We start from the raw sequence: 12,769 nt of genomic DNA, 5'->3' as shown, positions 1-12,769 counted from the left end.
CCATTTTTTTAACGTGGGCCAGGGAATCTTTGGTCAGGTGGATCCCTCCACCCTGGGGCCCGTTTGTGCGGTTTTGGATGTGAAAAGGTGTTGGGGGCTGAGGGCGCTGAATATGTGGGAGCGAATTCATTCGCGAAGACGGCATTCCTTCCGACGCAAATGTGGCGGATGTACCGGCTCATTCGCGAATGAATTCGCTCCCACGGGATGTCCATTTCCCGTAGCTGGCAGTGAACCTTTGAGACCGAACTCTTCGGGAGTTTGGCCCTGTACTGAAGCGACAGCCTTCAGCTCTTGGCTGTCACCACCATCTTCTTCGCGTGGGCCAGAGACTCTTTGGTCAGGTCGATCCCGCCCAGCATCCTCGCGACTTCTTCTATACGTTCGTTCTTGCTCAGTTTTGATACAGCGGTGCGCGTGGCCTCGCTGTCGCGGACTTTGTGGACAAACAGGTGTTGATGCCCCTGTGCGGCGACTTGCGGCAAGTGCGTCACGGTCATGACCTGACCGCGATCACCCAGACGACGTAATAGCTGGCCGACGATCTCGGCCGTTGGGCCGCCGATCCCGACATCCACTTCGTCAAATACCAGTGTCGGCACCCTGGAGGTTTGCGCGGTGATCACCTGGATCGCCAGGCTGATCCTTGAGAGCTCACCGCCCGACGCTACTTTCGCCAGCGCTTTGAGTGGCTGGCCCGGGTTTGCGCTAACCAGAAGCTCGACCTGTTCCAGCCCGTTGGGCAGCAATTCTTTCTCCGGATTGGCTTTCAGCTCGATGCTGAAGCGCCCGCCGGGCATGCCCAGGCGCTGGATTTCGTGTTCTACGGCAGCTGCCAGTTCCGGCGCTGCGCGATGGCGCAGGTCGCTCAGTTCCCGGGCTTTCTCTTTATAGTGACGGGCGAACGATGCCACTTCATTTTCCAGGCGCTCGATTGCCTCGTCGTTGGCATTAAGCGTTTCGATTTCGTCCAGTAGCTTTTGTTGAAGTGTCGCGACTTCAGTCGGCTGGATGCGATGCTTGCGCGCCAGGGTATAGATAGCGTCCAGGCGTTCTTCGAGCTGCTGCAGGCGCGCAGGATCGGCGTCGAAGTGATCCAGGAAGCGATTGAGCTCACCAACGGCTTCTTCTACCTGAATCTGTGCACTGGACAGCAGATTGGTCGCTTCGCTCAGAGCGGTCGGCGAGTCGTTGACGCTGCCCAGCCGATGCAGGCTGGCGGTTAGTGCGTTCAGCACATTACCTGAGTCATTTTCGCTGCATTGCTCGACAACCTGACGGCAAATGCTCAGCAGGCTTTCGGCGTTGGTCAGGGTTTTCTGTTCCTGCTCAAGCTGCTCCAGCTCATTCTCGCCAAGGCTGAGGCTTTCCAGTTCTTCCAGTTGATAGCTCAGCAACTGGTGGCGTGCGCGTTGTTCGTCGCCGGAGTTGGCAAGCCTGTCCAGTTCCTGGCGGGTCTGGCGCCAGCGCTGGGCGGCCAGTTGTACCTGGCGGGCCAGATCGGTCGCGCCGGCGTATTCATCCAGCAAGCGACGGTGTGTGTCGGTCTTGAGCAGCGACTGATGCTCGTGCTGGCTGTGAATATCAATCAACAGCTCGCCCAGTGCTTTCAGGTCACCTTGCGGGCAGGGTGTGCCATTGATGTAGGAGCGCGAGCGACCCTCGGCGGTGATGACCCGGCGCAGGATGCAGGGGCCGTCGTTGTCGAGGTCACGCTCCTGCAGCCAGGTTTGCGCTTCGGGAATGTCGACCAGATCGAAGGTCGCGAGAATGTCTGCCTTGTCCGCACCGGGGCGCACCACGCCGCTGTCGGCTCTGTCGCCAAGGGTCAGGCCGAGGGCATCGAGCATGATTGATTTGCCAGCCCCGGTTTCACCGGTGATCACGCTCATGCCACGGTCCAGCTCGAGATCGAGGTGTTCAACGATGGCGTAGTTATGTACGGAAAGGTGCACCAGCATGGAGTGGCTCCCAAGCGATAAGTCTGGTTATTTATACAGTGTTTTATTCGTGGGTGACAATGCCCTCATTTAGCTCGATTCGTTCGCAGGCAAGCTTTTTTTAGTCCAATTGGTGATTTGTTCAAGCGTGATAGGGGCTTGGCTTTGGCCGGAATTTTTGTGAGGACTTTTGTCGATCTGCTGAATTTTGCTCTTGAAGCTGAAAAATCCGCTCCCATATAGGGGGGCAGAAGCGCGATTTGAGGTCGCGGACGTATTGGAAAGGAGAAATCTATGGCTGACGAACAGAATCTGGATGCGCAGACCCAGGACCAGGCTGCCGAAGCAGTCTCCGGTGAAGAATTGGTAACCCGCGTGCAAGTGCTCGAAGAGCAACTGGCCGCGGCACAGGACCAGTCCCTGCGTGTGGCTGCGGATTTGCAGAACGTCCGCCGCCGTGCAGAACAGGATGTGGAAAAGGCTCACAAGTTTGCGCTTGAGAAGTTTGCGAGTGACTTGTTGCCGATCGTGGACAGCCTTGAGCGTGGTCTGGACTTGTCCAATCCGGACGACGAAAGCATTCGTCCAATGCGCGAAGGTATCGAGCTGACGCTGAAAATGTTCAGCGACACGCTCAAGCGTTACCACCTCGAAGCGATCGATCCGCATGGTCAGCCATTCAATGCCGAGCACCATCAGGCAATGGCCATGCAGGAAAGCGCAGACGTTGAACCCAACAGTGTTTTGAAAGTGTTCCAGAAGGGCTACCAGCTCAATGGTCGTCTGCTGCGCCCGGCTATGGTCGTGGTCAGCAAGGCACCATCGCCTGTTCAGCCATCAATTGATGAGCAGGCTTGAAATCAGCTGTCTGGCCCCCATTTATAGGCCAAGCGTTTAAGAGCTACCGCAATTTGTAAACGCAGTTGCGGCAACCAAATTCAAAATTTCGGGAGATTCACAGATGGGCAGAATTATCGGTATTGACCTGGGGACCACTAACTCTTGCGTCTCCATTCTGGAAAACGGCAGCGTCAAGGTCCTGGAGAACGCCGAAGGCGCTCGTACCACGCCTTCGATCATTGCTTATGCCAACGATGGCGAGATCCTGGTAGGTCAGTCGGCCAAGCGTCAGGCAGTGACCAACCCGCACAACACCCTGTACGCGGTAAAGCGTCTGATCGGTCGTAAGTTCGAAGAAGAAGTCGTTCAGAAAGACATTCAGATGGTCCCTTATAAAATCGCCAAAGCTGACAATGGCGATGCGTGGGTTGAAGTCAACGGCAAGAAAATGTCGCCTCCTCAGATTTCTGCTGAAATCCTGAAGAAGATGAAGAAAACCGCTGAAGACTATCTGGGCGAAGCAGTGACCGAGGCGGTGATCACCGTTCCGGCTTACTTCAACGACAGTCAGCGTCAGGCGACTAAAGACGCCGGTCGTATTGCCGGTCTGGACGTAAAACGTATCATCAACGAACCAACCGCGGCCGCTCTGGCTTACGGTATGGACAAAGCCAAGGGCGACCACACTGTCATCGTTTATGACCTGGGTGGCGGTACTTTCGACGTTTCGGTTATCGAAATTGCTGAAGTTGATGGCGAGCACCAGTTCGAAGTGCTGGCAACCAACGGTGACACGTTCCTAGGTGGTGAAGACTTCGACATCCGTCTGATCGACTACCTCGTTGACGAATTCAAGAAAGAAAGCGGCATGAACCTTAAAGGTGACCCGCTGGCCATGCAGCGCCTGAAAGAAGCCGCTGAGAAAGCCAAGATCGAGCTGTCTTCGAGCAATTCGACCGACGTTAACCTGCCGTACATCACTGCAGACGCGACCGGTCCTAAGCACTTGAACGTCAAGATTTCCCGCGCCAAGCTGGAATCGCTGGTTGAAGACCTGGTTCAGCGCACCATCGAACCTTGCCGTATCGCGTTGAAAGACTCCGGTATCGACATCAGCGCCATCAACGACGTGATTCTGGTCGGTGGCCAGACTCGTATGCCGTTGGTACAGCAGAAAGTCACTGAGTTCTTCGGCAAAGAAGCGCGTAAAGACGTTAACCCGGACGAAGCCGTTGCCATGGGTGCTGCTATCCAGGGCGCAGTATTGGCCGGTGACGTTAAAGACGTTCTGCTGCTGGACGTTAGCCCGCTGACGCTGGGTATCGAAACCATGGGCGGCGTCATGACTGCTCTGATCGACAAGAACACCACGATTCCTACCAAGAAGTCGCAAGTGTTCTCGACTGCTGACGACAACCAGAACGCCGTGACCATTCACGTGCTGCAAGGTGAGCGTAAGCAAGCGGGTCAGAACAAGTCTCTGGGCAAGTTCGACCTGGCCGAGATTCCACCAGCACCACGTGGCGTTCCACAGATCGAAGTGACCTTCGACATCGACGCCAACGGCATCCTGCACGTAGGCGCCAAAGACAAGGCGACCGGCAAGCAGCAGTCGATCGTGATCAAGGCCAACTCTGGTCTGTCGGATGAAGAAATTCAGCAAATGATCCGTGATGCTGAAGCCAACACCGAAGAAGACCGCAAGTTCGAAGAGCTGGCCACCGCTCGTAACCAGGGCGATGCGCTGGTTCACTCGACTCGCAAAATGATCTCCGACGCTGGTGACAAAGTGACTGCGGAAGAGAAAACGGCGATCGAAGCTGCACTGGTTGCTCTTGAAGCTGCCGTCAAAGGCGACGACAAGGCTGCCATCGACGCTAAAGTCGAAGAGCTGTCCAAGGTCTCCGCGCCAGTGGCTCAGAAGATGTACGCCGAGCAGGCCGAGCAACCACAACCGGGTGCTCAGGGTGCGAAGGAAGAAACCAAGCCTGCTGACGACGTTGTCGATGCAGAGTTTGAAGAAGTAAAAGAAAACAAGTAAGCGCAGGCTCACTTGCAAGCCAGTTGACCGTTTTCGGGCGGTCGCTGGTAGGATGTCGCCGCGCGGGAGCTTGCTCCCGCGTTGGCGTGTCTGGAACAGACGAAATTTTTGCGGCCTGCGGTATCTACCGCAAGCTGCTGTGGCAAGGTCGTCATGCTCCTGCATGGCGGCTTGTTCTGCCGCTTTCCCGGTCAGCCTGGCCGGTGAAATGAAGACCAGGATCGTTGAATTGACGTGAGTTGGGTCCGGGCCTGTATGGGGCTCAACGAGTTTGGCAAAGCTCAGGAGGGTTTTGCCGGACGTCCTCAAGAGTGCGGAAGAATTTATGGCAAAGCGTGACTATTACGAAGTTTTGGGGGTGGAGCGAGGCTCCAGCGAGGCTGATCTGAAGAAAGCTTATCGCCGTCTGGCGATGAAGCATCACCCTGATCGCAATCCTGATGACAAAGCGTCGGAAGAGCTGTTCAAAGAAGCCAACGAGGCTTACGAAGTTCTGTCTGATGCGAGCAAGCGTGCGGCCTACGATCAGTACGGTCATGCTGGTGTCGACCCAAGCATGGGCGGCGGCGGCTTTGGCGGCGGTGGCGCCGGCGGTGCGAACTTCTCCGATATCTTCGGCGATGTATTCAGTGACTTCTTCGGCGGTGGCCGGGGCGGTGGCGGTGGTCGTGGCGGCGCTCAGCGTGGCAGCGATCTGCGTTACACCCTTGAACTTAACCTCGAAGAAGCCGTGCGCGGTACCTCGGTTAATATCCGTGTCCCGACGCTGGTCAATTGCAAACCTTGCGATGGTTCAGGCGCCAAGAAAGGCTCCTCGCCTGTTACCTGCCCGACGTGCGGCGGTATTGGTCAGGTTCGCATGCAGCAAGGGTTCTTCTCGGTGCAGCAAACCTGCCCGCGTTGCCACGGCAACGGCAAGATCATTTCCGATCCGTGCGACTCGTGCCACGGCGAAGGCCGTGTCGAAGAGTACAAGACGCTCGCTGTGAAAGTGCCGCCTGGAGTAGATACCGGCGACCGTATTCGTCTTTCCGGTGAAGGTGAGGCGGGTACGCAAGGCGGGCCAACCGGCGACCTTTACGTGGTAATCAATGTGCGCGAGCACGCGATCTTCCAGCGTGACGGTAAGCATCTGTTCTGCGAAGTGCCTATCAGCTTCACGGATGCCGCCCTGGGTGGTGAGCTGGAAGTGCCTACGCTTGATGGTCGCGTCAAGCTGAAGATTCCTGAGGGTACCCAGACGGGCAAGCAGTTCCGCTTGCGTGGTAAGGGCGTAGCGCCGGTACGTGGCGGCGGTGCGGGGGACTTGATGTGCCGTGTTGCTGTCGAGACTCCGGTCAATCTGGGTCGTCGTCAGCGTGAACTGCTCGAAGAGTTCCGCTCAACGCTTGAAGGCGATAGCTCTCACTCCCCGAAAGCCACTGGCTGGTTTGACGGTGTGAAGCGTTTCTTCGGCGACTTGTAACGGGAGCAGGACATGCGACGTATTGCAGTGATGGGCGCCGCCGGGCGCATGGGCAAGATTCTGATCGAGGCGGTTCAGCAGGCGCCTGGCGCTGGCCTGACTGCGGCTATTGACCGGCCCGACAGCACGCTGGTCGGTGCTGATGCGGGCGAGTTGGCTGCACTGGGTCGGATCGGTGTTCCGCTGTCGGGTGATCTGGCTCGGGTGGCTGACGAATTCGATGTGTTGATCGACTTCACGCACCCTTCGGTGACCCTGAAGAATCTGGCGTTCTGCCGCAAGGCTGGCAAGGCGATGATCATCGGCACTACAGGTTTCAGTGCTGAAGAGAAGCAGCGTATCGCCGAGGCGGGTAAAGAGATTCCGATCGTCTTCGCAGCCAATTTCAGCGTTGGTCTGAATCTGTGCCTGAAGCTGCTCGACACCGCTGCTCGGGTATTGGGTGATGATGTCGACATCGAAATCATCGAGGCGCATCACCGCCACAAGGTCGACGCGCCGTCTGGTACTGCGTTGCGCCTGGGTGAGGTGGTTGCCAATGCATTGGGCCGTGATCTTGAAAAGGTCGCTGTCTACGGTCGTGAAGGTCAGACCGGTGCTCGTGATCGCGAAACCATCGGCTTCGCGACGATTCGTGCGGGTGACGTCGTGGGTGATCACACCGTCTTGTTTGCCTCCGAAGGCGAGCGCGTCGAGATCACGCACAAGGCATCCAGCCGCATGACCTTCGCCAAAGGCGCGGTCAGAGCTGCAATGTGGCTTGAAGGGCGCGAGGCAGGTCTGTATGACATGCAGGACGTGCTTGATCTGCACTGATTGACCGCTGCAAGAGAGGCGCAACCCGTGAGATACAGGGTTTGCGCCTCTGTTTTATCCTTTCTCGGGAACTTCTGTCGCATTCCCTCGTCTTTTCGCCTCATTGGCGGTAGACCAAAAAAGCCTTTTTCTGTAAGCTACAGCTTTAGTGTGTCCACTAAAAGCGCGCAGATGATTCGATAAGAAAGCGGGGTGACGTAACTACGTCATTCCGCTTTTTTGCAACCTGCGAACGCCCTTTCAGGCTTTACTTACGGGAGGTCTTCTTGACTAAGCCAGCCATACTCGCCCTTGCTGATGGCAGCATTTTTCGCGGCGAAGCCATTGGAGCCGACGGTCAAACCGTTGGCGAGGTAGTGTTTAACACTGCCATGACAGGCTATCAGGAAATCCTTACCGATCCTTCCTATGCCCAGCAAATCGTTACTCTGACGTACCCGCACATCGGCAACACCGGTACCACTCCTGAAGACGCCGAGTCAGATCGCGTCTGGTCTGCCGGTCTGGTCATTCGTGATCTGCCACTGGTTGCCAGCAACTGGCGTAACAAGCTGTCGCTGGATGAATACCTGAAAGCCAACAACGTCGTAGCAATCGCTGGCATCGACACCCGTCGCCTGACCCGCATCCTGCGTGAGAAAGGCGCACAGAACGGCTGCATCATGGCCGGTGACAACATTTCTGAAGAAGCTGCAATTGCCGCCGCGCGCGGCTTCCCTGGCCTTAAAGGCATGGACCTGGCGAAAGTCGTCAGCGTCAAGGAAGCGTACGAGTGGCGCTCCAGCGTCTGGTCGTTGAAGACCGACAGCTGCCCGGAAATCGCCGCGTCCGAATTGCCGTACCACGTTGTAGCCTATGACTACGGCGTCAAGGTCAACATCCTGCGCATGCTGGTTGAGCGCGGTTGCCGCGTGACCGTGGTCCCTGCTCAAACGCCTGCCAGCGAAGTGCTCGCGTACAAGCCTGACGGTGTATTCCTGTCCAACGGCCCTGGCGATCCTGAGCCTTGCGACTACGCGATTCAGGCGATCAAGGAAGTACTGGAAACCGACATCCCGGTATTCGGCATCTGCCTGGGTCACCAACTGCTGGCGCTGGCTTCCGGTGCCAAGACAGTGAAGATGGGTCATGGTCACCACGGTGCCAACCACCCGGTGCAGGATCTGAAAACCGGTGTTGTGATGATCACCAGTCAGAACCACGGTTTTGCGGTGGATGAAGCAACACTCCCGGCCAATGTTCAGGCGATCCACAAGTCGCTGTTCGACGGCAGCCTGCAGGGCATTGAGCGTACCGACAAGGACGCGTTCAGCTTCCAGGGTCACCCTGAAGCAAGCCCGGGTCCTACTGATGTGGCTCCGTTGTTTGATCGCTTCATCGAAACCATGGCCAAGCGACGCTGAACGGTTGCCTTGAGAATGTAACGCGCAGCGCTGGGCTGGACCTGGATGAACGTCCGGCGAAGACCGCCCGGCAGCTGCAAAGAAGTTCAAGACGGCTTGCCGACTGACCTACGGATTTGAGTGACAAACCCATGCCAAAACGTACAGACATTAAAAGCATCCTGATTCTCGGCGCCGGTCCTATCGTGATCGGTCAGGCCTGTGAATTCGACTACTCCGGCGCGCAGGCCTGTAAAGCCCTGCGCGAAGAGGGTTACCGCGTCATCCTGGTGAACTCCAACCCAGCGACCATCATGACCGACCCGGCAATGGCCGACGCGACCTACATCGAGCCGATCAAATGGCAGACGGTTGCCAAGATCATCGAAAAAGAGCGTCCAGACGCCGTACTGCCGACCATGGGTGGCCAAACCGCTCTGAACTGCGCACTGGATCTGGAGCGCGAAGGCGTTCTGGCCAAGTTCGGCGTTGAGATGATCGGTGCAAACGCCGACACCATCGACAAGGCTGAAGACCGTTCGCGTTTCGACAAAGCCATGAAATCCATCGGTCTGGACTGCCCGCGTTCGGGTATCGCCCACACCATGGAAGAAGCCAATGCCGTGCTTGAGAAGCTGGGCTTCCCATGCATCATCCGTCCTTCGTTCACCATGGGCGGCACCGGTGGCGGTATCGCTTACAACCGTGAAGAGTTCGAAGAAATCTGCACCCGCGGTCTGGACCTGTCTCCGACCAAGGAACTGCTGATCGACGAATCGCTGATCGGCTGGAAAGAATACGAGATGGAAGTTGTCCGCGACAAAAAGGACAACTGCATCATCGTCTGCTCCATCGAAAACTTTGATCCGATGGGCGTCCACACCGGCGACTCGATCACTGTTGCGCCAGCGCAGACGCTGACCGACAAGGAATACCAGATCATGCGTAACGCCTCCTTGGCGGTACTGCGTGAGATTGGCGTTGAAACCGGTGGTTCCAACGTTCAGTTCGGTATCTGCCCGGATACTGGCCGTATGGTTGTGATCGAGATGAACCCGCGTGTATCGCGTTCCTCGGCACTGGCTTCGAAAGCGACCGGTTTCCCGATTGCTCGCGTTGCCGCCAAGCTGGCGATCGGTTACACCCTCGACGAGCTGCAAAACGAAATCACTGGCGGCAAGACCCCGGCGTCTTTCGAGCCTTCGATCGACTACGTCGTTACCAAGCTGCCACGCTTCGCCTTCGAGAAGTTCTCCAAGGCTGACGCTCGCCTGACCACGCAAATGAAGTCGGTCGGTGAAGTCATGGCTATCGGCCGTACTTTCCAGGAATCGCTGCAGAAAGCCCTGCGCGGTCTGGAAGTGGGTGTGTGCGGTCTGGATCCAAAGCTGGACCTGAGCAACCCGGAAAGCATGAGCACCCTCAAGCGTGAGCTGACAGTGCCGGGTGCCGAGCGTATCTGGTACGTGGCTGATGCGTTCCGCGCCGGCATGACGGTCGAAGAAATCTTCACCATGAACATGATCGATCCGTGGTTCCTGGTACAGATCGAAGACCTGATCAAGGAAGAAGAGAAGGTCAAGACTCTGGGTCTGTCGGCTATCGATCACAGCCTGATGTTCCGCCTCAAGCGTAAAGGCTTCTCGGATGCACGTCTGGCCAAACTGCTGGGTGTTACCGAGAAGAACCTGCGCACTCATCGCCACAAGCTGGAAGTGTTCCCGGTCTACAAGCGCGTTGACACGTGTGCCGCCGAGTTCGCCACCGACACTGCTTACCTGTACTCGACGTACGAAGAAGAGTGCGAAGCTGCGCCGACAGGTCGCGACAAGATCATGATCCTGGGTGGCGGTCCTAACCGTATCGGCCAAGGCATCGAGTTCGACTACTGCTGTGTGCACGCGGCCCTCGCTCTGCGCGAAGACGGGTACGAGACCATCATGGTCAACTGCAACCCGGAAACCGTGTCCACCGACTACGACACCTCTGATCGCCTGTACTTCGAACCGGTAACCCTGGAAGACGTACTGGAAATCGTCCGTGTCGAGAAGCCTAAAGGCGTGATCGTTCAGTACGGCGGCCAAACACCTCTAAAACTGGCTCGCGCCCTTGAAGCGGCCGGTGTGCCAATCATCGGCACCAGCCCTGACGCTATCGACCGTGCTGAAGACCGTGAGCGCTTCCAGCAAATGGTTGAGCGCCTGAACCTTCGCCAGCCGCCTAACGCCACCGTGCGTAGCGAAGACGAAGCGATTCGCGCAGCTGCAAAAATCGGTTATCCGCTGGTTGTTCGCCCGTCCTACGTACTGGGCGGCCGTGCCATGGAAATCGTTTATCAGGAAGACGAACTCAAGCGCTACCTGCGTGAAGCGGTTCAAGTGTCCAACGACAGCCCGGTGCTGCTGGATCACTTCCTGAATTGCGCCATTGAAATGGACGTCGATGCAGTCTGCGACGGTACTGACGTGGTGATCGGCGCGATCATGCAGCACATTGAGCAGGCGGGTGTTCACTCTGGTGACTCCGCATGTTCGCTGCCTCCGTACTCGCTCCCGGCTCATATCCAGGACGAGATGCGCGAGCAGGTGAAGAAGATGGCGCTGGAGTTGGGTGTGGTCGGCCTGATGAACGTGCAGTTGGCGTTGCAGGGTGAAGACATCTACGTCATCGAAGTGAACCCGCGTGCCTCGCGTACCGTGCCGTTCGTTTCCAAGTGCATTGGTGTTTCCCTGGCGATGATCGCTGCACGCGTCATGGCTGGTAAAACCCTGAAAGAGCTGAACTTCACCAAAGAAATCATCCCGAACTTCTACAGCGTGAAAGAGGCGGTGTTCCCTTTCGCCAAATTCCCTGGCGTTGACCCGATCCTCGGCCCTGAGATGAAGTCGACCGGCGAAGTCATGGGTGTGGGTGATACGTTCGGTGAGGCATTCGCCAAGGCTCAGATGGGCGCCAGCGAAGTACTGCCGACCGGTGGCACTGCGTTCATCAGCGTACGAGACGACGACAAGCCTTTGGTGGCTGGCGTTGCTCGTGACCTGATCAACCTTGGTTTCGAAATCGTTGCCACTGCCGGTACTGCCAAGTTGATTGAAGAGGCGGGCCTGAAGGTTCGTCGTGTCAATAAAGTGACCGAAGGCCGTCCGCACGTTGTCGACATGATCAAGAATGACGAAGTCACGCTGATCATCAACACCACCGAAGGGCGTCAGTCGATCGCTGATTCTTACTCTATTCGTCGTAATGCCTTGCAGCACAAAATCTACTGCACCACGACTATTGCTGCAGGCGAGGCTATCTGCGAAGCGCTGAAATTCGGTCCGGAAAAGACCGTGCGTCGCTTGCAGGATCTACATGCAGGATTGAAGGCATGATCAAATACCCAATGACAGTTCAGGGCGCTCGCGCCCTGGAAGAAGAGTTGACCCATCTGACCAAGGTGGTTCGCCCAAAACTCAGCCAGGACATCGGTACTGCGCGTGAGTTGGGTGACCTGAAGGAAAACGCTGAGTACCACGCTGCCCGCGAGCAGCAAGGTATGGTTGAGGCGCGTATCCGTGATATCGAAGGCCGCATGCAGAATGCTGTGGTCATTGATGTCACTACGATCCCGCATACCGGCAAAGTGATTTTCGGTACTACGGTGGAAATCGCCAACGTCGAGACTGACGAATCTGTGAAATACCAGATCGTTGGTGAAGACGAGGCAGACATCAAGCAGGGCAAGATTTCGGTCGGCTCACCCATTGCTCGCGCCTTGATTGCCAAGGAAGAGGGTGATGTGGTGGTGGTCAAAACGCCAAGCGGCGTGATCGAGTACGAGATTGTTGAAGTCAGCCACATTTGAACAAAGTCGCCCGTTTTCGACGGGCGCATTGACCTGGCAGCTTGCCCAGACTTTTTGGGTGGGCGGCCTGGTCTTGTTGCATCTGGCGATGCTCGCAGTACTTGATCAGACCGGCCTTGCGCCGTTGTTGATCAAGGAGCTCACCGGTTTTTCCGGCGCGTTACTGGTCGGGATTGCAGTGTTATGTGCGACCCTGCAGTTGGCGGTTCTGGTGAGTTTCAAGCGGTCGGCAGGTGTCTGGCGGGATTTACGCGGGCAATTGCTGATCGTTGCGATTCTGTCGGCGGGCGGCTACTTCGCCTTGCGACTGTGGTTGCCGGAAGCGGTTAGCTGGCAGTTGCTGAGCTACACGATTTTGGGAATGTCCGGCCTTCTGCTGGTTTTACAGCCTGTGCCGGAGAGTAGCGCCAGGGCACGCTGATGCGGCCCTGGGCTGGT

9 protein-coding genes are annotated in these 12,769 nt (G+C 57.0%); 8 read left to right on the top strand and 1 reads right to left on the bottom strand.

The features are described 5' to 3' along the window. Nucleotides 1-287 precede the first annotated feature (287 nt). Entirely contained in the window at nucleotides 288-1,961 is a 1,674-nt protein-coding gene (gene recN, locus EE949_RS24700) for a DNA repair protein RecN (RefSeq protein ID WP_122666699.1), read from the bottom strand. 273 nt (nucleotides 1,962-2,234) lie between these two features. Here recN and grpE point away from each other — a divergent pair, with 273 nt between their 5' ends. The 8 genes from grpE to EE949_RS24660 all read left to right on the top strand — a co-directional run bounded on the left by grpE (nucleotide 2,235) and on the right by EE949_RS24660 (nucleotide 12,752). After that, nucleotides 2,235-2,798, top strand: a complete 564-nt coding sequence (grpE, locus tag EE949_RS24695; protein WP_027900309.1) for a nucleotide exchange factor GrpE — start codon at nucleotides 2,235-2,237, stop codon at nucleotides 2,796-2,798. A 103-nt stretch (nucleotides 2,799-2,901) separates the two neighbouring features. Beyond that, nucleotides 2,902-4,821, top strand: a complete 1,920-nt coding sequence (gene dnaK, locus EE949_RS24690; protein ID WP_122666698.1) for a molecular chaperone DnaK — start codon at nucleotides 2,902-2,904, stop codon at nucleotides 4,819-4,821. Nucleotides 4,822-5,146: 325 nt separating this feature from the next. Next, the gene (dnaJ, locus tag EE949_RS24685; RefSeq protein ID WP_027900311.1) at nucleotides 5,147-6,286 is read left to right on the top strand and encodes a molecular chaperone DnaJ; all 1,140 of its coding nucleotides are present in this window, start codon (nucleotides 5,147-5,149) and stop codon (nucleotides 6,284-6,286) included. Between the two features lie 12 nt (nucleotides 6,287-6,298). Next, nucleotides 6,299-7,102 (top strand): 4-hydroxy-tetrahydrodipicolinate reductase, encoded by an 804-nt coding sequence (gene dapB / locus EE949_RS24680; protein ID WP_122666697.1) that lies wholly within the window; start codon nucleotides 6,299-6,301, stop codon nucleotides 7,100-7,102. Nucleotides 7,103-7,368: 266 nt separating this feature from the next. After that, nucleotides 7,369-8,505 (top strand): glutamine-hydrolyzing carbamoyl-phosphate synthase small subunit, encoded by a 1,137-nt coding sequence (gene carA / locus EE949_RS24675; RefSeq protein WP_122666696.1) that lies wholly within the window; start codon nucleotides 7,369-7,371, stop codon nucleotides 8,503-8,505. Between the two features lie 131 nt (nucleotides 8,506-8,636). Beyond that, a complete protein-coding gene (carB, locus tag EE949_RS24670; RefSeq protein ID WP_122666695.1) occupies nucleotides 8,637-11,858 on the top strand; it encodes a carbamoyl-phosphate synthase large subunit in 3,222 nt (1,073 codons plus the stop codon). Beyond that, a complete protein-coding gene (gene greA / locus EE949_RS24665; RefSeq protein WP_122666694.1) occupies nucleotides 11,855-12,331 on the top strand; it encodes a transcription elongation factor GreA in 477 nt (158 codons plus the stop codon). Before carB ends, greA begins: the two co-directional genes overlap by 4 nt. Further along, nucleotides 12,309-12,752 carry an MFS transporter gene (locus EE949_RS24660; RefSeq protein WP_240350484.1) on the top strand — a complete coding sequence of 148 codons (444 nt, stop codon included), beginning with the start codon at nucleotides 12,309-12,311 and terminating at the stop codon, nucleotides 12,750-12,752. The genes greA and EE949_RS24660 overlap by 23 nt, the downstream gene beginning before the upstream one ends. The last annotated feature ends 17 nt before the right edge of the window (nucleotides 12,753-12,769 follow it).

Source organism: Pseudomonas viridiflava (assembly GCF_900602065.1).
GTDB lineage: Bacteria > Pseudomonadota > Gammaproteobacteria > Pseudomonadales > Pseudomonadaceae > Aquipseudomonas.
Note: the sequence above shows the minus strand (reverse complement) of the source record. Positions and strands in the feature narration are given on the sequence as shown.